Source organism: Paenibacillus aurantius (genome assembly GCF_032268605.1).
GTDB classification, from domain to species: domain Bacteria; phylum Bacillota; class Bacilli; order Paenibacillales; family NBRC-103111; genus Paenibacillus_AO; species Paenibacillus_AO aurantius.
In genome coordinates, this window is sequence record NZ_CP130318.1 from 4,879,474 (window position 1) to 4,904,692 (window position 25,219).

The 25,219-nt window shown below is 58.5% G+C and carries 22 protein-coding genes and 1 riboswitch; of the genes, 3 read left to right on the plus strand and 19 right to left on the minus strand.

The window, feature by feature from the left end:
* Positions 1 to 5: 5 nt before the first annotated feature.
* The 7 genes from MJA45_RS22065 to MJA45_RS22095 all read right to left on the minus strand — a co-directional run bounded on the left by MJA45_RS22065 (position 6) and on the right by MJA45_RS22095 (position 6,711).
* Positions 6 to 1,067, minus strand: a complete 1,062-nt coding sequence (locus tag MJA45_RS22065) for an ABC transporter ATP-binding protein (protein WP_315604053.1) — start codon at positions 1,065 to 1,067, stop codon at positions 6 to 8.
* 13 nt (positions 1,068 to 1,080) lie between these two features.
* Complete coding sequence (gene cysW, locus MJA45_RS22070; RefSeq protein ID WP_315604054.1) at positions 1,081 to 1,956, minus strand: sulfate ABC transporter permease subunit CysW; 876 nt, start codon at positions 1,954 to 1,956, stop codon at positions 1,081 to 1,083.
* 59 nt (positions 1,957 to 2,015) lie between these two features.
* Complete coding sequence (cysT, locus tag MJA45_RS22075; protein ID WP_315604055.1) at positions 2,016 to 2,852, minus strand: sulfate ABC transporter permease subunit CysT; 837 nt, start codon at positions 2,850 to 2,852, stop codon at positions 2,016 to 2,018.
* Positions 2,853 to 2,867: 15 nt separating this feature from the next.
* Entirely contained in the window at positions 2,868 to 3,968 is a 1,101-nt protein-coding gene (locus tag MJA45_RS22080; protein WP_315604056.1) for a sulfate ABC transporter substrate-binding protein, read from the minus strand.
* 916 nt (positions 3,969 to 4,884) lie between these two features.
* Entirely contained in the window at positions 4,885 to 5,175 is a 291-nt protein-coding gene (locus tag MJA45_RS22085) for a CD3324 family protein (RefSeq protein ID WP_315604057.1), read from the minus strand.
* A 584-nt stretch (positions 5,176 to 5,759) separates the two neighbouring features.
* On the minus strand, positions 5,760 to 6,557 hold the full coding sequence (locus MJA45_RS22090; protein ID WP_315604058.1) for an alpha/beta hydrolase: 798 nt from the start codon (positions 6,555 to 6,557) through the stop codon (positions 5,760 to 5,762).
* Between the two features lie 19 nt (positions 6,558 to 6,576).
* Positions 6,577 to 6,711 (minus strand): hypothetical protein, encoded by a 135-nt coding sequence (locus MJA45_RS22095; RefSeq protein ID WP_315604059.1) that lies wholly within the window; start codon positions 6,709 to 6,711, stop codon positions 6,577 to 6,579.
* A 132-nt stretch (positions 6,712 to 6,843) separates the two neighbouring features.
* Here MJA45_RS22095 and MJA45_RS22100 point away from each other — a divergent pair, with 132 nt between their 5' ends.
* Positions 6,844 to 7,368: a YfiT family bacillithiol transferase gene (locus MJA45_RS22100; protein WP_315604060.1), complete on the plus strand. Its 525-nt coding sequence runs from the start codon at positions 6,844 to 6,846 to the stop codon at positions 7,366 to 7,368.
* Positions 7,369 to 7,412: 44 nt separating this feature from the next.
* On the opposite strand, the gene MJA45_RS22105 is transcribed toward MJA45_RS22100, so the two are convergent.
* Genes MJA45_RS22105 through MJA45_RS22120 form a run of 4 tightly spaced genes read right to left on the minus strand, consistent with a single transcriptional unit; the run spans position 7,413 to position 12,976 of the window.
* On the minus strand, positions 7,413 to 8,354 hold the full coding sequence (locus tag MJA45_RS22105; protein WP_315608081.1) for an ABC transporter ATP-binding protein: 942 nt from the start codon (positions 8,352 to 8,354) through the stop codon (positions 7,413 to 7,415).
* An 8-nt stretch (positions 8,355 to 8,362) separates the two neighbouring features.
* Complete coding sequence (locus MJA45_RS22110; protein WP_315604061.1) at positions 8,363 to 11,260, minus strand: ABC transporter permease; 2,898 nt, start codon at positions 11,258 to 11,260, stop codon at positions 8,363 to 8,365.
* Positions 11,261 to 11,277: 17 nt separating this feature from the next.
* Positions 11,278 to 12,321, minus strand: coding sequence for an efflux RND transporter periplasmic adaptor subunit (locus tag MJA45_RS22115; protein WP_315604062.1), 1,044 nt, complete (start codon positions 12,319 to 12,321; stop codon positions 11,278 to 11,280).
* Positions 12,296 to 12,976, minus strand: a complete 681-nt coding sequence (locus MJA45_RS22120) for an ABC transporter ATP-binding protein (RefSeq protein ID WP_315604063.1) — start codon at positions 12,974 to 12,976, stop codon at positions 12,296 to 12,298. The genes MJA45_RS22115 and MJA45_RS22120 overlap by 26 nt, the downstream gene beginning before the upstream one ends.
* Before the next feature lie 264 nt (positions 12,977 to 13,240).
* Here MJA45_RS22120 and leuB point away from each other — a divergent pair, with 264 nt between their 5' ends.
* Positions 13,241 to 14,335 (plus strand): 3-isopropylmalate dehydrogenase, encoded by a 1,095-nt coding sequence (gene leuB, locus MJA45_RS22125; protein WP_315604064.1) that lies wholly within the window; start codon positions 13,241 to 13,243, stop codon positions 14,333 to 14,335.
* Between the two features lie 235 nt (positions 14,336 to 14,570).
* Here the strand turns inward: leuB and MJA45_RS22130 are convergent, their stop codons facing one another.
* From MJA45_RS22130 to MJA45_RS22155, 6 genes are all read right to left on the minus strand, one after another.
* The gene (locus MJA45_RS22130) at positions 14,571 to 15,068 is read right to left on the minus strand and encodes a dihydrofolate reductase (RefSeq protein ID WP_315604065.1); all 498 of its coding nucleotides are present in this window, start codon (positions 15,066 to 15,068) and stop codon (positions 14,571 to 14,573) included.
* A gap of 24 nt (positions 15,069 to 15,092) precedes the next feature.
* On the minus strand, positions 15,093 to 16,049 hold the full coding sequence (locus tag MJA45_RS22135) for a thymidylate synthase (protein WP_315604066.1): 957 nt from the start codon (positions 16,047 to 16,049) through the stop codon (positions 15,093 to 15,095).
* A 152-nt stretch (positions 16,050 to 16,201) separates the two neighbouring features.
* A complete protein-coding gene (locus MJA45_RS22140) occupies positions 16,202 to 16,426 on the minus strand; it encodes an anti-repressor SinI family protein (protein ID WP_315604067.1) in 225 nt (74 codons plus the stop codon).
* Between the two features lie 21 nt (positions 16,427 to 16,447).
* Positions 16,448 to 16,531: riboswitch (cyclic di-GMP riboswitch) on the minus strand.
* A gap of 153 nt (positions 16,532 to 16,684) precedes the next feature.
* Complete coding sequence (locus MJA45_RS22145; protein WP_315604068.1) at positions 16,685 to 17,389, minus strand: response regulator transcription factor; 705 nt, start codon at positions 17,387 to 17,389, stop codon at positions 16,685 to 16,687.
* A 99-nt stretch (positions 17,390 to 17,488) separates the two neighbouring features.
* Positions 17,489 to 19,579 carry a sensor histidine kinase gene (locus tag MJA45_RS22150; protein ID WP_315604069.1) on the minus strand — a complete coding sequence of 697 codons (2,091 nt, stop codon included), beginning with the start codon at positions 19,577 to 19,579 and terminating at the stop codon, positions 17,489 to 17,491.
* Positions 19,580 to 19,836: 257 nt separating this feature from the next.
* Positions 19,837 to 22,086, minus strand: coding sequence for an FAD-dependent oxidoreductase (locus tag MJA45_RS22155; protein ID WP_315604070.1), 2,250 nt, complete (start codon positions 22,084 to 22,086; stop codon positions 19,837 to 19,839).
* Between the two features lie 127 nt (positions 22,087 to 22,213).
* On the opposite strand from MJA45_RS22155, the gene MJA45_RS22160 reads away from it, so the two are divergent.
* Complete coding sequence (locus MJA45_RS22160) at positions 22,214 to 23,011, plus strand: AraC family transcriptional regulator (RefSeq protein ID WP_315604071.1); 798 nt, start codon at positions 22,214 to 22,216, stop codon at positions 23,009 to 23,011.
* Here the strand turns inward: MJA45_RS22160 and MJA45_RS22165 are convergent, their stop codons facing one another.
* Positions 23,012 to 23,389: a carboxymuconolactone decarboxylase family protein gene (locus tag MJA45_RS22165; RefSeq protein WP_315604072.1), complete on the minus strand. Its 378-nt coding sequence runs from the start codon at positions 23,387 to 23,389 to the stop codon at positions 23,012 to 23,014. It lies immediately after the preceding gene.
* A 113-nt stretch (positions 23,390 to 23,502) separates the two neighbouring features.
* Positions 23,503 to 25,194, minus strand: a complete 1,692-nt coding sequence (locus MJA45_RS22170) for a thiamine pyrophosphate-binding protein (protein WP_315604073.1) — start codon at positions 25,192 to 25,194, stop codon at positions 23,503 to 23,505.
* Positions 25,195 to 25,219: the final 25 nt, after the last annotated feature.

The window sequence follows — 25,219 nt, forward strand, 5'->3', positions numbered from 1 at the left end:
GGTGATTAAATATAGACGGGCATGGGGTCGGCTTTCCGCGCATTCTCCAGCATGGCCCCGGTCTCGCCGTCAAACACATAGATGCGGTGAATGAGCACCCCCACCTCTTCCCCTACCGCAACCGCCGGCTGCTCCAGGGAGCGGTAAGCGAGCAGCCGGTGGGACCCGGTCTCGACCTCCACCTGCCAGGACGTTCCCCGGAAATAGAGGCTGCGCACCAGACCCCGATCGGCGGCGGAGGAGTAGGCCGGCTCTCCCTCCTTCGTGATGTCGATGAATTCCGGTCGGATCATGCCCTTGCTGCCCGGAGCCCCCATCTCGAAGCCCTTCAGCCGGCTGACGTCGTCCACGACGCTCGATTCGCCGATGAAGGCCGCCACGAACGGGGACTGGGGCTCCTTGTAGATCTCCCAGGGGGTGCCCTTCTGCTCCAGCTTCCCCTGGTTGATGACCATGATCTCGTCAGCCACCTCCACGGCTTCCTCCTGGTCGTGGGTAACGAAGATGGTCGTGATCTTGACACGGTCGATCATCTCCTTCAGCCACGTGCGCAGCTCCTTGCGCACCTTGGCGTCGATCGCCGCGAAGGGCTCGTCGAGCAGCAGAAGCTGAGGCTCGGGGGCGATCGCGCGGGCGAAGGCCACCCGCTGCCGCTGGCCGCCCGACAGCTGGTGCGGCAGCCGCTTGCCGAGGCCGCTGAGCCCTGTCAGCTCGATGAGCTCCTCGACGCGCGCCGCTATCTCCTTGCGGGCTTTCTTGCGCAGGGTCAGCCCGAAGGCGATGTTGTCATAGACGGACATGTGCTTGAACAGGGCATAGTTCTGAAAAACAAAGCCGATGCCCCGCTCCTGCGGCGGAGCCTCGTTTACCCGCCGGCCGTGGAACCGGATCTCGCCCGAATCGGGCTGCTCCAGGCCGGCCAGCATCCGCAGGATCGTCGTCTTACCGCCGCCGCTTGGGCCGAGCAGGCCGATGAGCTTGCCGGATTCGATTTGAAAGCTCACGTCATCCACCGCGGCCTGCCTGCCGAAGTGCCGGGTCAGCCGGTTAACGGTTATATGGTTCATCGCGTTCCCTCCGTCACGTAGTATGCTTCTTGAGATGCTTCCATTCGATGGCGCTCTTCGCGACGAGCGTCACGAAGGCGAGCAGAACGAGCAGGGAAGCAGCGGCATAAGAAGCGGCAAAATTGTATTCGTTGTACAGAATCTCCACATACAGCGGAAGGGTGTTCGTCTTCCCGCGGATGTGACCGGAGACGACCGAAACGGCGCCGAACTCCCCCATGGCGCGGGCGTTGCAGAGAATGACGCCGTACAAGAGACCCCACTTGATATTCGGAAGCGTGATCCGGCGGAACATTTGCCATCCGTTCGCGCCCAGGCTGGCCGCCGCTTCCTCCTCCCCCGTGCCCTGCGCCTGCATGAGCGGAATCAGCTCGCGGGCGATGAACGGGAAGGTGACGAAGATGGTGGAGAGCGCGATACCCGGAACGGCGAAGATGATCTTCAGGTCATGCTCCGCAAGGAACGGGCCGAACCAGCCGCGGGCCCCGAACAGCAGCACGAATACAAGACCGGCAATAACCGGGGAAACGGCAAAGGGCAGGTCGATCAGAGTGATCAGCACATTCTTCCCGCGGAAGGTGAATTTCGTTATCGCCCAGGCGGCCGCTATGCCGAAAACAAGGTTGCACGGCACGGCGATGGCGGCTATCTGAAGCGTCAGCCGGATCGCGGCCAGGGCGTCCTTTTTGACCAGGGAAGCGAAGTAGACGTCGGCCCCCTTCTTGAAGCCTTCGAGGAAGACCGAGACCAGCGGCAGAACCAGGACAACGCCGAGAAAAAGCAGGGTGAGACCGATCAGCGTCCACCGGACCCAGCCCGGCTCCGTCAAATGGCGGGGCCGGCGAGCCTTAACTGGAGCGGCGGCCGGGGCAGCCACGTTAGCGGACATATAGGGATTCCTCCTTGTATGGGGTGGGATCGGCTGCCGCAGCAGCAAGGAGCCAGCAGCTAACGGGGCAGCAGCCCCCGGCTGGATTTCCATTGAATGAAGTTAATGGCGAGCAGCAGGAGGAACGAAATGAGGAGCATGACGACGGCAATGGCGGTCGCTCCCGTATAATCGAACTGCTCCAGCTTCGTCATGATCAGAAGCGGGGCGATTTCCGTCTTCATAGGCATGTTCCCCGAAATGAAGACGACGGAGCCGTATTCCCCGATTCCCCTGGCGAAGGCAAGCGCGAACCCGGTCAGCAGCGGCGGGAGCAGCTCCGGGAGAATGACCCGCCGGAAAGTCGTCCAGCGGTAGGCTCCCAGGCTCGCGGCGGCCTCCTCCACATCCTTCTCCATCTCCTCGATGACCGGCTGCAGCGTCCGGACGACGAAGGGAAGGCCGATGAACGTGAGGGCGACCATAATGCCAAGCGGGGTAAAGGCCACCTTGATGCCGAGCTCTTTCAGAAGGCCCCCCATCCAGCCTTTCTCCGCGTAGATGGTCGTCAGCGCAATCCCCGCCACAGCCGTTGGGAGAGCGAACGGAATGTCGATCATCCCGTCGATGATCCGCCGGCCCGGAAACCGGTACCGAACCAGAACCCAAGCGATCAGCAGGCCGAACACCGCATTGATCAGTGCTGCTGCAAAGCTGGTGTAGAAGCTCAGCTTATAGGAAGCGATAACGCGGGGGTTGAGAATGATTTTCCAGAACTGGTCCCAGGAAAGGGCCGACGTCTTAAGGAAGGCGGCCGACAGAGGAACCAGTACAATCAAGCTTAGATAAAGCAGGGTGAAGCCCATGGAAAGGCCGAACCCCGGCAGCACGCTGCGTTTTTTCCTGACTCGAGTCATCGGAAAGCCCCCCGCTTATTTGGATGGGATATAGATCTGGTCAAAGACGCCTCCGTCACTGAAATGCGTCTGCTGCGCTTTCGCCCATCCGCCGAACAGGCTGATGTCGAACAGTTCGATCTTAGGGAATTTGTCTTTGAACTGGTCGGCAATCGACTGCAGACGGGGGCGGTAGTAATTCTCGGCCGCGATTTTCTGGCCCTCTTCCGAATAGAGATATTCCAGATAAGCCTGCGCCACTTCCCGCGTCCCCCGCTTGTCGGCTACCTTGTCAACAACGGCAACCGGAGGCTCCGCCAGAATGCTGACCGACGGATTGATGATTTCGAATCTATCCTTGCCCAGCTGGTTCAGGGACAGGTAGGCTTCGTTCTCCCAGGAGAGCAGGACGTCGCCGATTCCCTTCTCGACGAAGGTGGTCGTGGAGCCGCGCGCCCCGGTATCGAGGACGGGCACGTTCTTGAACAGCTTGCCTACGTACTCCTTGGCTTTGGCCTCGTCGTTGTTATTCTTCTTGAGCGCATAGCCCCAAGCCGCGAGGTAGCTCCAGCGGGCGCCGCCCGAGGTCTTTGGATTCGGGGTGATGACCTTCACATCCGGCTTGATCAAATCCTCCCAATCCTTGATTCCCTTCGGATTGCCTTTGCGCACGAGGAACACGATCGTGGAGGTGTAAGGCGAGCTGTTGTCCTTCAGCTTCGTCTGCCAGTCCTTGTTGATCAGCCCTTTATCGCTGATGGAATCGATGTCGTAAGCGAGAGCCAGCGTCGTAACATCCGCCTCCAGACCGTCGATGACCGCCCTCGCCTGAGCGCCCGAGCCTCCGTGAGACTGCTCCACGGTTACGTTCTGGCCCGTTTTGTCCTTCCAATACTTGGCGAACGCTTTGTTGTAGGCGTCGTACAGCTCCCGGGTGGGATCGTACGAAACGTTCGTCAGCTTAACGTCTTTCGGAGCCGAAGCCTGGGAGGATCCGCCCCCGGTGGCGGAGGCATTGGTGGTGGTATCGGAGCTCCCGCAGCCCGCCAAGCTCCAGGCTAATGCCAATGCGGTCAACAGAGCCGCCCCCCTTTTGTAAGGCCGTCCGGCCGCCGCCTTCTTAAGAAATAGTGCCATTTGTCTCTTTCCCCTTCCTTAGGCTAATCGTGAGTATAAAAAAAGACACAGAAATCCCATCGTCAGGTTTTCAGTGTCTCCGGCGGTCCGGTCGACTTTTATTTAATTATTCCGATTGTTTTAGTGTGGATTAAAGTGACTATAGCATCCCGGATTTGTCCCCGTCAACTCTTTTTTTAGGCATTTTTTCCACGGTAACGTTTCCCGACTGAAGTCGAAAACCCTCTAAAAATGAGAAAAAAGCCCAAAAAAGCAGAGCCAACGGGATTTCCACCGATTTCCTAAGGAAAATAAGCCCAAATCAAAGTATTTAGAATTATCAGAACATTTACAATATTCCAATATTAAGCTATTATTTAAGACAAGGAAAGCGATAACAAACGCAACAAATGGTAAGCTTTCCGGTTCAACCTTTATCTCCGCCGGGTTGGAACGGTTTGGGAAGTTCGGGTGTTAAAAGTGCAGCCCCCAGCGGCTCACGCACCAACCAAAAGAAAATTTCCCAAATGTGGTTTCCAAACGGCCCATCTTAACGAAGGAAAGGGGATAGACCGATGGAACAGCGATAGCGAAGCATGTTGTAAACTCGTTACGGTTAGAGAAGGTAAGTGACAGCTTTCTCTGTAAGGGGCGGACATGCGGGGAACCGGACATATGCTGGACAAGCATGCAGCGCATGCCTTAGAAGGCCCATTGGTTTCAAAAAGGTTTATTATCAGCATGCGAAGCATGTGATCGGCAGGAGGTTATTCTAAAAATTGAATAGGTCAAATGAAGACTAGACCCCGCTTATTTCACGATAAATAAGCGGGGTCTTGCTGTGCGCGGGCAAAGAAAATCCCCGCTAAGCCTGCTTTCGCCGCTTAGGGGGATCTTGGGCTTCCGCCGGACTAGCTTATCGGGAAACCGCATGGTCTTACCGGGCCGCTTCCGAAACGAGTACCCGCGTTTTGACAATGATTTTGCGGATGCTGTCCTCGGACAGGTGGAATTTCTGAATCAGCTCCATCATCGTAGAGCCGCTTTTGTACATATTGTAAATCTCCCGGTTTCTCCGTTCCATAATCTGCCGGGTTCCGTTATTTTCTCCCCATCCCGCTCGCTTCTGTTCCTTCTTGGGGATATAGACGATTTCTCCCTGGATGTAGTCCTGCAGCTGTTTCAGCAGGCTAGGGGGAAGAATATCCTTTCCGTTTTTGTAACTCATTCTTGAGTTCCTCCTTGTTTGTGTTCATTTCTCTGATTTGGCCGGCCGACTTTCCTGCAAATGGCAAGTTCATCTTACGCACACTCCTTTCGTTTAATGGGCTCCCTTATGGGAATAAATGGTTAATTTTGGCTTTTTGGGAAATAAAAAAACACGATATCGCGATCGTGCCTGCTCGTTGCTCTAGATTGTAAAAAGCTCAGGGATCGGATAGTTACAAAGCTATTCAGTTATTCGGCACCTCGGCAAAAGTAACGGAAATCATCAACATTGTAAAACACTCCTTCCTGAATAATATGTATAGGGCAGTTTCTGCTCCCTCATCCAGTATACCCGATACCGATAGGGCCTATCAAGCTTCGATTCCATAAAATGGCCGGTCCTCTTCTTCTTCCGAAAGGAATATGGGGAGACCCCTCCTGGGGCCTCCCGTAACCTTCCGGCTTCCGCTTTAGGCGGAAACCACCTCAGGTAAAGTAATCAAATCGATCACGCTCCTTTCCGAAAGATTTGCCGGCTCCTATATTAACTCATATTTCCGGACGGGGGTACAGGGAAAGAATCGGTTAAATCATTCTTTCTTGTCAAAGCGTACAGAACCCCCGGCGGCGGAGCCAGCGGGCGCATAGGGAGGTCCAGGCATAGGCCTCCGGGTGATCCTCGGCGAGCCCGATTCCATGTCTCCCGCTTTCGAAGCTGTGCAGCTCAAAAGGAACCCGGCAGCGGCTTAACGCCCCCGCCAGCTGCAGGCTGTTCTCCACCGGAACCGCGGCATCGTCGGACGTGTGCCAGACAAAGGCGGGAGGCGTATCCTCCGTCACTCTGGTCTCGATAGACAAGGAGGAGACAAGAGCCGGGTCGGGGGACGGCCCGAGCAGATTCTCCCTGGAGCCTTGATGGGTGAACGACTCCATCGTAACGACCGGGTAGCATAAAATCATGGCATCGGGCCGGCAGCCCTGCCGCTCGATGGGGTCCTCCGCTTCCCGGTTCCCTGCATCGTAATGGGTGCCGGCGCTCGCCGCCAGGTGCCCGCCGGCCGAGAAGCCGAGAATGCCGACCCGGTCCGGATCGACTCTCCACTCCTCCGCCCGGGCCCTCACGGTCCGGATGGCCCTCTGCGCATCGAGCAGGGGAGCCGGATGCCGGTACGGCTTGATGCGGTAATCCAGCACGAAGGCGTGGATTCCGAGCGTGTTCAGCCAGCGGGCCACGGGCTCCCCTTCATGGGCGGCGCGGTGGGCATAGCCGCCGCCGGGCAGGACGACTACGGCGGCGGATGGCCCTTGTGCGTCGATCAAATAGGGCGTCAGCCGGGGCCTGTCCTCTATGTCACTGCCTGCCCCAAGCGGTGCCCCTTGCGGCCATAATGGTTCCGTCATGTCTTCTCCTCCGATTCTGCTATTCTTCTATTGCCCAATCTTCCTTCGCGTTCGCTTTCTTCGCTTCTATCTGCTTCGCCGCTTCCCGGCCCGTCTCCTTCCCCGCTGCGATGTTCCCCGCTGATTCCGTTCCCCTCTCCGTTAAGCGGTCCACCGGTTTCCCGGAAAATTGGTCCTTCCCGCTCTGCCGATAAAGCCTTACAATGCAAAAAGAATCGGCGTTCCCGTCTTCCGGGAACCCTACCAAGCAGAGGAGAACTAGTTTCTCCCTTAAGGAGAGAGAACCATGAGCGATTTGCGGTATCCCATCGGCCGTTTTCAGCAGGAGGAGCCTATTCCTCCGGAACAGCTCCAAGCCTGGATCTCCGACATCGAGAGCCTTCCCAACCGGCTCAGAGAGGCGGCCGCCGGCTTGAGCGAGGAGCAGCTCGATACGCCTTACCGCCCGGGCGGCTGGACGGTCCGCCAAGTCATCCATCATGTCGCGGACAGCCACATGAACAGCTTCATCCGCTTCAAGCTGGCCCTAACCGAGCCGGAGCCGGTCATCAAGCCTTACCGGGAAGAACGGTGGGCGGAGCTTCCCGACACTTCGCGGGCTCCCATCGGGCTTTCGCTCGAGCTGCTGCAGCAGCTGCACGAGCGGTGGGTTCTGCTCCTCCGTTCGATGACGGAAGGGGACTATGCCCGCCTCTTCGTGCATCCGGATTCGGGGCCGCTCACTCTCGCCCGGACTACCGGCCTCTATGCCTGGCACGGGCGCAATCATACCGCGCATATTGCTGCCCTGCGCGAAAGAATGAGCTGGTAACCGCATAAAGCACCCCTGGGACGCCTCGTTCCAGGGGTTTGATTTTATTCGCCTATCCGCTGAGGGCTGGAGCTTGACTTACCCGCCGCTCCGTTCGGATGATCCGGCGGCAGGAGCACAATCCGGCCGTCTTCCAGAGCCACCTTGACCTTGTTGGCCTTGGCGATGCCCAAGGCTTCCAGGTAGGAAGCCGGGATCTGCAGGCGGCCCGCCTTGTCCATGACGGCATACTCGATATGGGATTCCTCTTCCCCGGTCGCCGCCTCGGCTTCTCCCCGCTCCAGCTCCGCCAGCTCGTCGGCGTACGATTTGCGCCGGATCATCTCGGAGGAGGTTCGTCCGTCCCGGATCGCCACCACGCGGTCCACCTTCCGTGCGAGCTTCGGGTCATGGGTAACGATGACTACCGTCAGCCCCATGCTCCGGTTCAGCTCGCGGAACAGGTCTAGAATCTGGTCGGCCATCCGGGAATCGACGGAGCCGGTCGGTTCGTCCGCCAGCAGAAGGCGCGGGCGGTTCGCCAAGGCAATGGCGATGGCCACCCGCTGCTGCTCCCCGCCCGACAGCTCGTTCAGCCGGTTCTTCGTCCGGTGGGACAAGCCGACGGCTTCGAGCAGCTCCAGCGCCCGCTGGCGCTTGCGTCTGCCCTGCAGCAGAATCGGCAGCTCAACGTTCTCCTGGGCCGTCAAATAAGGGATCAGGTTGCGCGCGTTGTTCTGCCAGACGAAACCCACGCTTTCCCTTTTGTACCGGACGAGGTCCCTTTCGGTGAATTTCAGCAGGTCCCGCCCGTCCACCATGAGCCGCCCGGCCGAAGGGCGGTCCAAGCCTCCCAGCATGTTCAGAAGCGTTGATTTGCCGCTTCCGCTGTTGCCGATGATGGCCATGAGCTCCCCCTCCTCGACCTGAAGGTCCAGTCCCTGCAGGGCGACCACCTCGAGCTCGGCGGCCTTGTAGATTTTGACGAGGTTCTCGCATTCGATCATGCTCATGGTCAATCCTCCCCGAGTTTGACGGCTTGGTGGATCTTGATGCGGGACAACATATACCCGAGCAGGACAAGACCGATCAGGATCATGGCGCCGGTGATGAGATACAGCTGGAGCTGATCCCGCGGATCAAAGACCACCTGGAACGGAAGCATCTGCTGGGCGGTGTTGAAGGAGATTTTGAAAATAGGCACGAACAAGCGGCTCGCCAGCGTTCCTGTGAACAGCCCGATCAGAACGGCGGCACCGGAGGTCAGAAGCTGCTCGGCCGCCAGCATGCCCGCCAGCTGCGGAAACGACAAGCCCATGGCCCGCAATATCCCGATCTGCAGCGTTCTCGCCGAGAGCGAAAGCAGCCAGTACAGCAAAAAGCCGAAGAAGCTGATAAGTATTGAAATCAGGAAGCCCAGCGTCAACACTCCGTTGATCGCGAGCTGAAAGGGATCGTTCTTCTGCCGGATAAGCAGCTGCTTGGTATCGGTCAGCTCGACCGGATGAAGCTCCTTCTCCTCCAGCTGCCGGTAGAGCTCCGCGCTGGTCGTTCCCGGCTTAAGCTTGAGCCATACCTCATAAGGCTCCAGCGCCAGGTTGTTCTGGATATAAGAAAGGTGCCCGACGACGAGCTTGGGCAAATCCCGCTTCTTGGCGTTCCCCGCTTTGGCCGTCGTGCCGCCGGAGGCTTGGGAAGCCCCGTTCGGATTCCAGCCCGGCCAATAGTCAATGATGCCGTACACAAGGAAGGATGCTCCTTCCAGACCGGCCCAGCCGACCCGGAGGGTATCCCCCGGCTTGAGATTCGCCTCCTCGGCGAGCGACCGTGAGATAAGGACGGCGGAAGGGTCCGACGCAATCAAATTAAGATAATCGTAGAAGGAGTGATCGAGCAGGTTATCCCGCAGCCATGCCGTCCGGCCAAATTCATCCGTATCGATCCCCATGAGCTGGACCCCGGCCTGGGTTTTGCCGGCGTTCGCGAATGCATTCTTCTTAACGAACACCTTGGCCGTTTGCGCCACCCCCTCCAGCTCTCCGAACGGAGCAAAAGGCGGCTCCGTGTACTGGATCCGTTTGGCCGGCGCGGGAGCCTGTGCCGGCGGAGCCGCTCCCTCCCCGCCTGCCTCCGTTGCAGCGGGCGGCGGGGCATCGTTCTCCCAGTTGGTCTTCATGGTCACGTCCGCCCCCGCCGCATAACGGATCTGGTTATCGGAATTCTGGTTAATGGTACGGGCTGCGCTTGCGCTGAAGGCCCCCATCGCCAGCGTCATGATCAGGAAGACCATGATGAACAGGTACTGGGTGGACGAGCGTCCGACCTGGATCAGCGTGGAATAAAGCGCCGGCGACCAGAAGGTCCGGCCGCTCCAGTAGACGGCCCGGATAAACCACGGGTACAGGCGGAGCAGCAGCAGCCCGGTTCCAAGCATGAAAAGCGCAGGCACGAAGAACAGAAGCGGATCAACCTTGAAATCGAGGGAATCGAGTCCCATCGAGGCCAAGTCGTCCATTCTCCTGCGGAAGCTCTGAAGCTGGTAGACGGAGAAGGCGATCAGAAAGACGTCGATGAAATACCGGTGCCAGAATGACGGCTTATCCAGCCGGCTCATCTGACGCTTATGCCCGACAATGGAAGCCCGGGTGGCCAGGAACATCGGAATCAGGGTCATGAGGATGGAGCAGGCCACCGTCCCCAGGGCATACCGGTAAGCGGAAGCGTTCAGCTCTACGTCAAGAGGCGCCCGTTGGACGAATTCCAGGAAGCCGTTCGAGGCTCCCAGCGCTTTGGTCAGCAGGAGCCCCGCGTAGGGACCCGCGGCAAGCGCGACCGCCCCGAGCACGAGCCCTTCGATCAGGCCGCCGGCCATAATCTGCCAGCGGCCGGCCCCCCGGCTGCGAAGCACCGCGATCTCCGTCTTCTGTCTCTCCGTAATGAGGTTCGCGACCATATACAGGTAGAAGGCGAGCATCAGCATCACCGGCACGTTAAGGGACCAGAGCATCAGGCGCAGCCTTTTTTCTTTCTCGAAATACCCTTCGATGATGCCGAGGGCGGGAGCACTGACCGATTGGCTGGAGAAACGGCCGGCCAGGTAGCCCTGCACGTCCTTCGCCGTTCCGGTAAATGCGTCGATATTGCCAAGCTTAAGCTTGGTATAATCAAGCGCGTAATACCAGACGCCTCCCCGGAGGACCAGCTTACGCCCCTCCGTTAAATCCCGCTCGAATAAGGAAAACGGGAGAAAGAATGAGGACTCGTAGCTGCTCATGCTGCTCGCCCAGTACAGATCCGCGTAATCCTTGCGGTCAAATACCCCGACGGGCTTAATCCGGAGGATGGTGCGGTCCTTGTCATCCGTCACCCGGAATTCCACCCCCAGCACCATCTTGAACTTAAGCAGAGTCTTCTCGGTAACCAGCGTCTCGTACACACCGTCGACCGGCTCCTGGGACGGGAGACGCCCGTCCACCAGCCGGATGTGATCCTCCATGCCGCTCAGCGCCGTCAACGCCGCGTTGCGCTCCACCGAGGGATCCGCTTTCATAGGGTCCGCCGGCTGCAAGCGGTACGTCTCGGTATACCTCTCCCTCACATACTCCTTAACGGGCAGCCGAAAATCATCCTGCTTCTTTGCAAGATAGGAGTCGACCCCCTGCAGGAGTCGTCCCCCATCCTCCGGTTTCCCTTCATCGGTCAGGTAAACCGAGGACCACAGCTTCCCCTGGTATTCCCCTGCCGCCTGCTGCCGGATCTCCAGGTCCTTGACCAGCATCCTCTGGAGGACGGCATTGATGTAGACGGGCATGGAGCTCACAAGAGCCACCGAGAGGATCAGCCCACCAAGCAGGCTGAGCTCCAGCCAGCGGTTTTTTGCCATTTTGCGCAAAATCATGACGAACAAAGCCACGCTGCCGAGCCTCCCGGTTAGTTATTAAGAATGACCTTCTGGCCTTCCTTCAGCCCTTTGCGGATTTCCACCTGGGTGGAGGAAGCCAGACCCTTCTCCACATCCACCTCTTTGCGGCTTTCCCCTTCGAGCACCTGCACGTATTCGCGCCCCAAATAAGAACGCAGGCCGGCCCGCGGAATGACGAGAACATTCTCCTTCTTCTCCGTGGTTACCACGAAATCCGCCGTAGAGCCCAAGGCGACTTTATCCGGAAGCTCGTCGGGGACGATGACGATCGTCTTGGCATTCTTCTCGGCCTGGGCCTTGTCCGTCGTCGGAGGAACGGAGGACGGCGTCTGCACGATTTTTCCTTTATACGGCTTGGACGCGATCTTCAACTCCACCTCCATGCCGACCTGAATCCCGGTCAAATCGTTAGGGTTGGAGAATTCGTAGACCAGCTTCATCTGCTTCGGATCGGCCACGGTCACCACCGGCTTGTACGCCGTTACGACGTCTCCCTGCTTGATGGAGTCGATATAGGTAACCACCCCTTCAATGTCCGAAACCAGGTTCGCTTTGTTTAGCTGCTCCGTCAGTTGATTCAGCTGAATCTGAACCGTCTCGACATCTATCTGCTTCAGCCGAATCGCCGCCGAATCGCCGCTTTTGTCCTGCCTCGTCTGCTCCAGAGCGATCTGCGCCTTCTCCACGGCCAGCCTCTGCAGCTTGATCTTGGTCTCCAGGTCGCCTCTTTCGAGCTTGGCCACGGTGGTGCCCCGCTTTATCGTATCCCCCAGGTTAACATCCACCGACTGGAGCCGTCCTCCGGAGTCGCGAAAGAACAAATACTGGATCTGCTGGGAGGCAAACGTCGCCACCCCGCTTACGGACTTGACGATCGTGCCCGGCTTGACCTCGTAAAGGTCCATGCTCTCCTTAACCGGTTTGACGAGCGGGGGTGCCAAAGGAGCCTCCTCCTGCGGGAGCAGGGAGCATCCCGCTAACAGCACCGTGCCGCCGCAAACGGCAATCCATACCGCCCTTACGGGCTTAAGCCTCTTCCACAATTCTTCCATCCTCCAATGCATAAACCTTATCCACGATCTCCATGATCGCCGGGTCGTGAGTCGTCAGAATGACCGTCATGCCGAAATCCTGTACCAAGTCCCGAAACACCTTCATCACCTGCAGCCCCATCCGGCTGTCGAGCTCGGCGGTGGGTTCGTCGGCGAGAATCAGAGAGGGCCGGTGCGCAATCGCCCGGGCGATCGCCACGCGCTGCTGCTCTCCGCCGGACAGCTCGAAGGGACGGTGCTTCATCCGGGCCTTCATGCCGACCGCTTCAAGCGCCCGTTCCGTATAGTCCCGGTAATGAGCCCGGGGAACGCCCGCGATCCGGAGGCCGAACTCCACATTCTCGAAGGCCGACATCAGCGGAAGCAGCGCGAAGGACTGGAAGATCAGGCCCATCTCCCTGCTTCTCAGCCGGCTCCGCTCCTTATCGGATAAGGCGGACAGCTCCTGGTCCCGGTAGAACACCTTGCCGCCGGTAGGACGATCCAGGGCGCCGAGCAGGTTGATCAGGGTTGTCTTGCCCGAGCCGGAGCGGCCCTTCAGCGCAACCAGCTTCCCGCTGGGAACGGCCAGGTCGGTTCCCTTCAGCGCATGCACGGCGCCGCTTCCGCTCCCGAACGTCCTCGTTACTTCCTGGGCCCTTACCATGCATTCCATCTTTCATCCACCCAACTTATGGTAAATTGTCTTTTTTACTGTAACCCTTTTCAGTCGTTTAGAAAAGAGTTACTTTTGGCGTTTTCTTATGCTGGGATCGTTTTATAGTCACGGGCTATTAGCTATATAGCTTTTATATATTTCAATGATAGAGGCCTGGGGTGGTATGCTTCTTACTGGATGATCAACTTTACTCCTTTAACGCGTGCCATGTATAATGGTGGGAGTCTTTTATTCTATACCAATGTAGGAAGGAACGAACCCATGAAAGAAATCAAGATCGGCGTGCTTCCGGGCGATTACATAGGCCCTGAAATTACGAAAGAAGCGTTGAAGGTGCTGAACGCACTCGAGAAGAAATACGATTGGCAGTTCGACATCGTTCATCTGGAGGCAAGCGGGGAAGCTTATGACAAATACGGCGTCCACCTGCCGGAGGAAACGCTCCGCAAGGCGGCGGAATGCGCAGCCCTTCTGAAGGGTCCTTTTGGCGGACCTCCCGAGGAGCTGAACCATCCCAAATGGTCCGGCGTAGAGCAGGGAGCCATTCTTCCGTTGCGCAAGCACTTCAACCTGTTTACCAACCTGCGGGAATCCAAAGTGTTCGATTCGCTCATTCATCTGTCCCCCATCAAGAAGGAAGTCGTAGCCGGCATCGATATCCTGATCGTGCGCGAGCTGACCTCCGGTATTTACTTCGGGGAGAAGGGCGAGCGTACCGTTGACGGAGAACGCGAATACTTCGATGTGGAGGCGTACAAGGAATCGGAGATCGAGCGGATCGCCATCAAGTCCTTCGAATACGCCCAGCAAAGAAGAAACAAAGTGACCCTGGTCGCCAAATCGAACGTTCTGAAGAGCAGCGTTCTGTGGCGGGAAGTGGTCAACAAGGTAGCCAAGGACTATCCGGGCGTGACGCTCGATTATATGCACGTGGACAATGCGGCCATGCAGCTTATTCTCAACCCGGGCCAGTTCGACGTCATCCTGACGAGCAACATGTTCGGCGACATCCTCTCCGACGAAGCTTCCGTCCTGCTGGGCTCCATTGGGCTGCTGCCGTCGGCGAGCCTCGGGGAGTCGAAGTTCGGTCTGTACGAGCCTATTCACGGGTCCGCCCCAAGCATCGCCGGGCAGAACATCGCGAACCCGATCTCTTCCATTCTGTGCATCGCCCTGCTTCTCCGCTTCTCGCTCGACAAGCCCGAGCAGGCGGACGAAGTGGAAGCCGCTGTGGCCCGAGCCCTAGCGGAAGGCTACCGCACGAAGGATCTGTACCAGGAAGCGCAGGACGATGCGTCGAAGCTGGTCGGAACGGTGGAGATGGGCGACATCATCACCTCCTACATCGCCGGCTAACCGGCCTTCGGTCAGTGCTAATCAAAGAGGAGAGCCCCGCTTCGGGAGCTCTCCTCTTTTTGTTTTGCTGTTTTTGGTTAGGCGTCCAGGTCATCCCGGCATATCCAAGTATAAGCAGGAGCGTTAGCAAAGCTTCTTCCTTGTAGCTCAACGCCATAAAACCAAAGGTTTCAAGGAAAGCCCAAGCCATTAGTAACAAAAGCCCCAGCCTGTATAGTCTTCTCATGGAGATGGATCAGACCGGTGCAGCCGCTCGCTCGTAGACGTAGAACTCGTAATCATAAGGATTCTTCTCGTCCCGGACTCCCTGCTTCTGGGAGACGATCATCCATTCCGACTCGTCCACCTCCGGAAAAAAGGTGTCGGCCTCGAAGGTATCATGGATCCGGGTAATGTACATCCGGTCGGCATGCGGGAGAAACAGCTTGAAAATATCGGAGCCGCCAAAGATCATGACCTCATCTTCCCCACCGGCATACTTCTCCAGGGCTTCGTCCACCGAATGAACGACCTCGGTCCCCTCCGCCTGAAAATCTTCGCTGCGCGTCAGCACGACGTTCCTTCGGCCGGGCAGCGGTTTGCCCATCGAATCAAAGGTTTTGCGTCCCATGATGAGCGTCTTGCCGAGCGTCACTTTCTTGACGTAAGCCAGATCGGCGGGAAGCCTCCAGGGTAGGTCGTTGTTCTTCCCTATGCCCCGGTTGTCGTCCATCGCCACAATAAAAGAAATCATGGTCATCCTCCTCTGTTTGAATGCCTAGACGGCGATAGGCGCCGAAATGGACGGATGGGGATTGTAGCCTTCCAGCTTGATGTCCTGCACCTCATAGTCAAAAACCGAACGAACCTCCGGGTTCAGCTTCAGGACAGGCAGCTCCCGCGGCTCCCGGCTGAGCTGGGTGTCCACCTGCTCCAAATGGTTCACGTAGAGATGCGCATCCCCGAGCGTATGGACGAACTCCCCCGGCTGAAGGCCGCATTCCCCGGCGATCAGGTGAGTAAGCAGGGCGTAACTCGCGATATTAAACGGGACGCCAAGGAAAGTATCCGCGCTCCGCTGGTACAGCTGGCACGACAGACGGCCTTCCGCTACGTAGAACTGGAACAGGGTGTGGCACGGCGGAAGGGCCATCGCAGGCACATCCTCGGGGTTCCAGGCGGTGACGATCAGCCGACGGGAATCCGGATTGGTCCGAATCATGCCGATGACGTCCTTCAGCTGGTCAATCGTTTCCCCGCGGGAGGTCTTCCACTGCCTCCACTGCTTGCCGTACACGTCCCCCAGCTCGCCGAACTGTTCCGCAAAGACGTCGTCCTCCAGCATCCGCCGCTTGTAGAGCTCCATCTGCTCCTCATACACCTTGCGGAACGCCTCATCCTTCTCCGACCGGATCCCGAAGTTGGTCATATCCGGTCCCGTATAAGAAGGATGCTCCACCCACTTCTTGAACGCCCACTCGTTCCAGATGTTGTTCTTATGCTGAAGCAGGTAACGGATATTGGTGTCTCCTTTAATAAACCAGAGAAGCTCACTCTTGATAAGGCTGAAGGGAATCTTCTTCGTGGTGAGCAGCGGAAAGCCTTCCGCCAGATCAAACCTCATCTGGTGGCCGAAAACCGAAAGGGTTCCCGTTCCCGTACGGTCCTCCTTCCTTACTCCGTGATCGCGGATATGTTTCATCAGATCCAAATACATGTGTTCGCTGCGGCTCATTTCCTTCCAACCTTTCCTGTTCCCTTCCGCCAGAAAAACGGCGGAGGAGAGCTTCTGTAACCTTGCTTTAATTATAACCCGCCGCCCGTCCAGGTCCAAGACACAAAAAAAAACTGCCGCAAAGGGCAGTTCTCATAGGTAAACACTCTCGTCTACCGGTTCAACCCGGCAAAAGGGTTTCCTTCGGTTTCCCGGTTGTCTTCCTGCCAGGTTCCCTGAAACCGGAAATCCTGGTGAAGCCTCTTTTCAGCCGGTGCGTTAGCCGATTGCAGAAACGTTCTTACTTCGTCTGGGGTGAAGCCGGCACGCTTGGCCAGCACCATAAGATCCATCCAGTCGGGATCCAGCGCGGCCTGTTTCGATACTTGGTTATTCATGATTATCTCCTCCAATGGCAGGTTGCCACGGGGCGGTTGCACCACTAACTCCATATGCCCCAGGTGCCCAGATAGGGAGCATGCTTCATCGTTCCCGAAAATTAGGTGGCCAATCCGAAGCAAAAAGGACGGACGACTCATCTTCTTGTGCTATGTACCTCTTCATTATAAAGGGACAAGTTTAAAACTGGTTTAAACAAAAGACAATTTTTATAAAAAACTTCCAAATTCGACTAGGGCCTTATCCGCGAAAGGAAATCACCTTCCCGCCACTTCGGCGAATTTGTAACCGAAGCCCCGAACCGTCAAGATGTACTTGGGCCGTGCCGGTTCCTCTTCAATCTTCTTTCGCAGGTGATGAATGTGCACCATGACGGTTCTTTCATCGGTTGTGCTGTCCCATCCCCAAATCTCGTTGTACAGCTGCACCGTGCTAAAGATCCGGTTCGGATGACGGAACAGAAACAGGAGCAGCTGCCGCTCCTTGGCGAACAGAGGAACCTCCTTGCCCTGAATTCTAACCTCACAGCTTAGAGGATCAATTTCCAGGTAGCCGTCCTTCCACACCTGAGGGCTGTCCTCCCCGTTTCTCGGCATGGAATAGCGACGAAGTTGGGCTTCCACCCGGGCCACCAGTACGGCGGGATCAAAGGGCTTCGTGATATAATCGTCCCCGCCCGATCCGAGACCGTTCACAATATCCTCGGATTCCCTTCGGCAGCTCATGAACAGAACCGGGACATCCGACTCCTCTCTTATGGTCCGGCACAGCTGCAGGCCGCTCATGTCCGGCAGAAGGACATCCATTACCACCAATGCGGGCTTCTCGCTCTGGAACAAGCTTAAAGCGCGGTGCCCGTTCTCCGCCGTAATCGGCTCATACCCCTTGGCCTTCAAGTAGAGACAGACCAGCTCCCGGATTCCGGCATCGTCCTCCACAATCAACAATTTGCTGCCTGTCATTACCTTGCTCCCCCTCCGGTTTCTTGTCGGCTAACTTATCTTTGGACAGGTACACGATGGATCCTATCCGCTTATTCGCCACCAATAGATGGGCGGAGACTAAGGGAGATCCTGCTGAAAGGAATGCACCGGCAAAGTAAAATAAAACGTGCTCCCCTCTTCCCCGGGTGAAGCCACCCCGATGTCCCCGCCGTGGCTGGAAATGATTTCGCGGCAGATGGCGAGCCCCAGGCCAAGCCCTCCGCTGCTTCCCCGCTGCCGGCCGGAAGCCCCCTGGTAGTAACGGTCGAACAGCCGGCCCCGCTCGGAGTCCGGCACCCCTTCGCCCGTATCCGTGATGCGGACGACAAAATGCGGCGGCCCCACCCTTTCCTCGTCCAGGCCCACCCTTACCCGTACCTCCCCGCCGGACGGGGTGAACTTCGCGGCATTGGACAGGAGGTTCGAGAAAACCTGCTCCAGCCGGATCGCATCCGCCGAAATCATGGCGTCACGGATCGGCAGCCGGCCCGGGGCCGGTTCGAGCCAGACCAGCTTGAGCCCCTTCTGGGTCAGCTCCGTCTCATATTTGACGTACAGCCAGTGGAAGAAGGTGACGGCCGGTTCCACGGTATGCCGGAAGCGGGTCTGGCCGGTTTCCAGCCGGGCGAGCTCCATGAAATCATCCACCATCCGCTCGAGGAAAAGGATTTTGTCATAGATCAGTTCCGTATATTTGAGATCGCCCGGCTTGACGATGCCGTCAATCATGGCTTTGACATATCCCTTCAGGGAGGTCAGCGGGGTCCCGACCTCATGGGAAACGTTCGCAAAGAAGATCCGGCGGTTCTCGGCCACCCGGGACAGTTCCCGGTTCGCTTTCTCCAGCTTGTGGTTGATGCCCTGAAGCTCGGCCGTCCTCGCCGCCACCTTCCTTTCGAGGTCCTTGTTGCTGTCCTGCAATTCCCCTGACAGGATCTCCACGTGATGGAACGCCCGGGAGAATTTACCCGACAGATTCAGGGATTGGGTGAAGAGAAACAGCATGAACCCAAACGGCATGATATCGCCGAACGACACCATATGGCGGTAGAACAGCATGTCGGTCAGGATCGCGTACGCAAAGAACAAGAATCCGATACAGTTAAGCAGCGAGCCTTCCCTTCGCCGCCGGATCGCGGCCAAGTACACGTACAGCGTATAGAAGAGGGAGGGCACCGCCATCAGCAGCTGAAAGATCAGGAGAAACTCCGTATAGAACGATCCGGGCGTCACCAAAATCGTCAATCCGCCAAGCACTCCGTTAAACAGCATCCACGTACGGAAGCCTTTGCTGGACTCGGCGGGGTACTGGGAATGGACGAAGAGCACCAGGCTGACGAGGGCCCCGATGCCCCCGAGGTATTCGAGCTTGGTCGCCGCCTGCCACGGAATGCCGGGAAACAGGTAGGTGCCGAGGGTTTCGCCAACAAACAGGCTACGGACAAAGACCGACAGGCAGATGCCCGCAAAATAGACAGGATACCGTTCCTTGCGCCGGAACACATACAAGCCGAAATGGTACAACCCCATAAAAGCGAGGCAGCCCGAAACAAAAATCTCCTTCACGACGTTCCGGGTCCGCTCAAACAGGATCATCTGGGCCTCCCCGATCTTGATCGGACTCCACAAGCCCCCTTTGCGCTGAACGAAATTGGCCACCTGAATCACCAGCTCTACGTTCTCCATCCGGGGAGTAAAGGGGACGACCTTGGGATGGTTGACGGGAACCATGGAGTCCGCCGAGGTTCCGGGCACGCCGTTGGAGGCGAATTCCGTGCCGTCGATCCACAACCGGTAGGAGGTCGCTACCGGAGGCATGTACAGGGCAAGCGTCCGGCCGACATAAGCTTCAGGCAGGCGGACCGTCAGCCGGTAGGTTCCGTACCCCCGATTCGACAGCTTCTCCCCGTTAACCGTCTTGCCCTCCCACTCGGAAGGAGCCGTCAAATAACCGGGCGTTCTCTTCCATCCGCCGTTATGCAAATCCCCCGGGGTATACAGGGCTTTCCAATAAAATTCCCACTCTCCCGACAGGGAAAGCGGCCTTCCTTCGTTTAATTCCGCCTCCGTCAGGACCGCGGCGGCCTTGACGGCCGGCTCCGCTTGTGCAAGGCCGGGGCAGACCGTCAGCCAAAGAAGCAGGCCCATCAGGGCCATCCACCATTTCATCCTTACTGCTCCTAATCTGAATTTCAACCAGGGTAGGCCTTCCAGCCTATCGCCAGAAATTCCGCATAGGATGATTTTACCAGACACTTCGCCCGCCTATCTACAAATTTTTTCCTTCTCCTTATCTCCATGTCAATAGTACGCTCCCGGTTCCCTTCCCCCAATAGGCAGAAAAAACTCCATCCCCTCTCCTAAGGAGAAGGGATGGAGTCATGCCCTGGGGGAACAATCGATCGGAAAGGACGGGCCGCTTCCGCTTATTCGTACACGCGCAGCTCGACGATTTCGGCCCGGCGGCATCCGTTCGTGGCTTCCACCACAACCCGAACGGCTTCGGCGCTCACCGGAGCGGGCAACGCATGGACGCGCCTGCGCCTGCGGTTGCCGTGCTCCTCCGCCACCGTCGTCCATTCCCCGTTCCGCTTAACCTCAATCCGATAATCTTTCACAAGCTCGGGCAGGATCTCGAATGGGGTACGGTGATGATGCAGGTTGATCAGGTCCTCGTTCACGTCGTCATGGAACACCACCTGCACCGTTCCCACCTGCACCGGCTGCTCCCACTGAACGGAGAGCCATTCCTCCCGTCCGGAGGTGAGCTCCTCCGAGGCCCACAGGTGAGGGCCTCCATACGGACGCAGGTACCCGTCCACGGCCTTCTCCGGAGCGAAGGCCGCTGACTCGCCGCTAAGCCGGAAGCAGATCGGGCGCCGCTCGAAGCTCCGCTTGCTCCACTGCACTAGCGGCTGCTCCGGCTGGTGATCCTCGAGGTCCGAGGAGACGACAGGCTTTGAGCCCTTGACGAAGCAGAGAACACCGGTTTGGGGCTCGGCCGAAGTGTGCAGCGTCACCGCCTCATTCTGGCGGATAATCAAGAAAGCATTCTGCTCGAGCTCCGGCTCCCAGGAAAGCGGCACGCTCACCCACTGCCTGCTTCCTTGGGGAACAGAGGCTTCTCCCTGGGCCTGCCGCGTATGGGGAACGTAATTCTCCCTCTTCCCGGTGCTCCACAGCTCAACCTCAAGCGTTGTAGCCTCCGAGGCATCAAGCAGGAGCTCCAGCCCTTGGAAGGCGCCCGCCACGGGGACCAGCAGGCCGACGTCCGACTGAAGCGGATGCGTTCCCTCCGGTCTTTCGACAGCAAGCCGGGTAAGGGTGCTGGATGCCGCTGCCGTTCCCTTCAGGGCCAGGTCGCGGGGATCTTCGCTTCGCACGCCGATGAGCGAAGCATCCTGCCGAAGAAGCGTCTCCCGAAGGTCGAGCAGATGGTCCCCGGCGAGCTCCCGCGGGGTGACTCCCTTCTGCACGCAGAGGGCGGCGCCCGTTCCGGCCGCTTCCCCCATGACGGCACAGGTAGCCATGACACGGGTGGTCCCGAAGGCCACATGCGTGGCGCTGATATCCCGGCCCGCGAAGAGAAGGTTGCGTACGTTAACGGAATAGAGAGAGCGGAACGGGATGTGGTAATTGCCGTCGGCATGCAGATGCTTGGACCCGCTCTCCTGCGAGTAAACCCCTTGAGGGGGATGGAGATCGATCGACCAGCCGCCGAAGGCCACCCGGTCCTCGAACGGAGTCTGGGCGAGAATATCGTTCTGGTTCAGCACGTAATCGCCCACAAACCGGCGGTACTCCCGTTTGCCCGGGATGGAGCCGACCCATTCCAAGGTCATGTTCTCGGAATCGAACTGACCGGAATTTTTGATATAATCCCAGATTCCGTAGATGACCGCCCACAGCTCGTCGCGGATCCGCTCGTTATCGTGGACGGTATCAAGCTCCCCGCCCCATTCGATCCACCAGTAAGCGCATCCATTGTCGCCGCTGCGGATGACTCTCTTGAGGGGAATGGACGTCTGGCTGATATCCACGGCAAAATCCGGGGCGATGTACTTAACCGGGCGTCCCGCATCCTTCGTATAGAAGAGCAGGGTGCTTCCGAGCGTAATGCCGTCCGCTTCCTCCGGTGCCCATTCCTCGTTGTACTCGTGGCGCGCTTCCCGGCCGATCCGGTGCTTCGCCCCCGCCAGGAACCCGACCAGCCCGTCTCCGGTGCAGTCGAGGAAGTAGTCGCTCTCAAAGCGGATCTCCCTTTCGGAGCCCATCATCCAGCCGGTTACGGAACGGATCGTGCGCTCCTCCTCCCCACCTTCGGCCTCCACCTCATGCACATCCGTATTGAGGAACAGCTGAATGTTCTTCTCCGCGCGTACCGTTTCCAGAACGACGAGGTCCCAGAAGTAGGGGTTCCCATCGATGTTGCGGTACTGGTTCTCCACGAACATCTCTCCCATGATCCCGGTTTCCCGGGCATAGCGCTGGGCGCCATGCGCCGTCGCCCCGCACACCCACACCCGGACCTCGCTGGAGGAATTTCCTCCGAGCACGGGACGGTTGTTGACAAGCGCTACCGTCTGGCCCAAACGGGCGGCGGCCACCGCTGCGCAAACCCCCGCCAATCCTCCGCCGATTACCGCAATATCCGTCTTTACCGTTTCCTGCCTCATGGCTCACCCTCCGATAATAAGCTTAATAATATCCTTGGTTTCATCATAAACCAGCAGGTTTCCAAATAACATGTTATGCATTACAATGGGCATATCCATTATTTCATACCATGAGGGGAATCATCTTATGCCGCTGCGGATCCTGAATCATGTATACTGGCGGGCCAAGAAGCAGTTTATGCTGGAGAGCGACGTTTACCGGAATTGGACAATGTTTGCCGTGGAGGAAGGGCGGTTTGCCTATGAGATTGGAGAAAGCCGGGGGGAAGCGGGCTTCGGGGATCTGGTCGTCTGTCCGCCCGGGCTCGACTTTCATAGACGAACCTTGGAGCCTCTGACCTTTCATTACCTGGAATTTGCTTGGGAGGATCCCGGGGAGGATGCTGCGGGAATAGACCCGGCGGCCGATTGGGGGGAAGCCAAGAGGCCGGTGGCCGACCTGGCCCGGCTGACCTCCACTTACCGCCATTGGGTCCGGACGGCCGAGTCCTGGGACGAAGCCGACCGGAAATGGAAGGATCACCTTCTGAACGACTTGTGGCGGCTGCTTGCCGCCGAGAAAGCAGAGGAAACCCGAAATGGGGGCCGGGACGGAATCCCGGCCGATCCGCTTATGGAGAAGGCGGAGAAAGCGTTATCGCGGCTGGCTAATGAGCCCTTCAGCATGAGAGAGCTGGCCGAATCGCTCGGCCTGCGTCCCGTCCCGTTCACCCGCCGGTTTTATAAGCATGCGGGCATGACGCCCTCGGCCTATGTAACGGAGCTCCGGATGAACCGGGCATGCAGGCTGCTGACCGAAACGAACCTTCCTCTCGATAGCGTGGCCCGGCAGTGCGGGTATGAGAACGGCTTTTATTTGAGCCGGGTGTTCCTGGAGCGCGTCGGCGTCCGGCCTTCCGTTTACCGAAAGACAAGAAGGGTATGATTACTCTTGACCGTCGGCGATCGTCTGAAAGACGCGCATGGCGTTCATGACCTTCGGTATGCCCACATGCGGAAGGCAGTGGAGGATGACCTCCACCACTTCTTCACGGGTCAGCCCCACGTGAAGAGCCGCGTGGAAGTGAAACCGGAGCTGGTCAGCCGAATCCCCTTGGGAAATCAGAGAGGAGATCGAGGCGATTTCCCGCTGTTTCAAATCGAGGCCCGAGCGGGCATAAATACCACCGAACCCGAATTCCACCACATACCGGCCGAGCTCGGGCATATCCCGGAGAACAGCCTGTACCGCCTCGTAGCCTTTTGCCCCGCCAATGGCTTCCGCCATCTTAAGCCCTGTCTCAAAATGCTCGCTGCTGTTCATAACCCCACCCCATTCTCTTTATTCGTGCCTTATCCGTGAGTATGGTTCTGCTTCCCTTATGATTTCGCGCACCTGCAGCTGCCTTCTTGCTAACAAAATTACCGGATAAGGCCCTACCCCCTCGCTAAAGTAGGCGGAAGCTCCTCCGGATCGACCATCGCTTCGATGACCACCGTTTCCTCCAAGGCCAAGGCGGCGGTCAGCGCCCGGCGGAGCTCATCCCCCGTCCCGCAGCGAAACGCCCGGCAGCCCATCGCCTCCGCATAGCCCTTCACGTTCAAGGGAATCTCGAACACGGTGCCGTCCGTCCTCCCGACATGAGCTCTCATTCCTTTGTTCACCATATCCAGACGGCCGTTGTTCAACACAACGAAGATCACGTTCGCTCCGCTGTTAACCGCCGTGGAAAGCTCGGAGCCGTTCATGAAGAGGCAGCCGTCCCCTGTCAGACAGACGAAGCGCTCCTTCGGAGAGGCCAGCTGGGCCCCGATGGAGTAACCGATCGCGTGCCCCATGGAGGCAAACACGTCGTCGAACAGGAAGCTGCCCGCCCGCTTGACCGCCAGATGCCGGACGGCATGATAGCTGTGGCTCCCGTCGTCCCCGATCACAGTGGCTTCCTCCGGCAGCACCTCTCCCAGGATGCCCATCGTCTCGCGGGCCGTGAGGGCCGGCGCGTCAGCGTCCGGAGCCTTCTCCTGCCCGCTCTCCGCCAGCGCCGCTTCACCGGCAGCGGGCTGCAGGCCGGCGTGCTCAGCCGGGCTGTCGATCGCGGCGGCCGCCAGCGCGACCCCCGTTCCGGCGAAGGCCCTCATTTCCTTCAGAAGGGCCTGCAGGTTCGTTTTGGCACAGCCCTGGATAAACAAGGTGGGAGCCGGAAGAGATTTGCCGACGAAGGCCGGCTCCACGTCGAATTGAATGACGTGGCGGGGATACTCCGCCGGCTTCAAGGCGGGCAGCGACATGTCGCTGAGCGAAGTGCCGATGACGATAAGCAGGTCCACGCCGTTCCGGATATACTCCTCCGCTTCCGGACCGCCTCCCAGTCCATAGCTGCCGAGAGACAGCGGATGAACCGTGGGGAACGTCCCCTTGCCTCCGGGCGTCGTCGCCACGGGCAGGCCCCAGCCTTCGGCCAGCGCCCGGACCTCTTCGTAGGCCCCGGAAAGGTGGACGCCCTTGCCGAGGAAGAGCAGAGGGCGCTGTGCTCCGGAGAGAAGCGGGAACACCCGATCGAGGCGCGAGGAGACCGTTCCCGGCTCCCTCTCAGGAAACGGCAGCTCGAACGGCTCAATCGGCTCCGTCAGCACATCGTACGGAATCGCCAGATGAACCGGCCCCCTGCGGCCTGTTACCGCCTTCTCTACCGCATGGGCGAGGTAGCTCTTCAGCACCTCCCCTCTTTCCACTCTGGCGCTGAAGAGCGTCACCGACTGGAACATCTGCACCAGATCCGTTCCGAAAAAGGTCGAATCCTGGCCGAGGGGCTTGCCCGTTTCCTTCATCGACGGGTGCCCCGTCAGGAAGAAGACCGGCTGATGGAACACCTTGGCCTGGCCGGCCGCCGTAATCATATTGGTCCCCCCGGGACCGGAGGTTCCCGCCGCCACCCCGAGGCCTCTTCGCCAAGCGTATCCTCCCGCCTCGTACCCTGCCCCGGCTTCATGACGAGCGAGAACATAGTCGATGCCCTGGTTGCCCGCCTCCAGCACAAGCGGGACGACGGCTTTGCCCGGAACCCCAAAAATATGATCGACCCCCCATCTTTTGAAATGCTCCATCAGTACGGTGACTACACGCTTCACAGGCTCCACCATCCTTATCGGGATA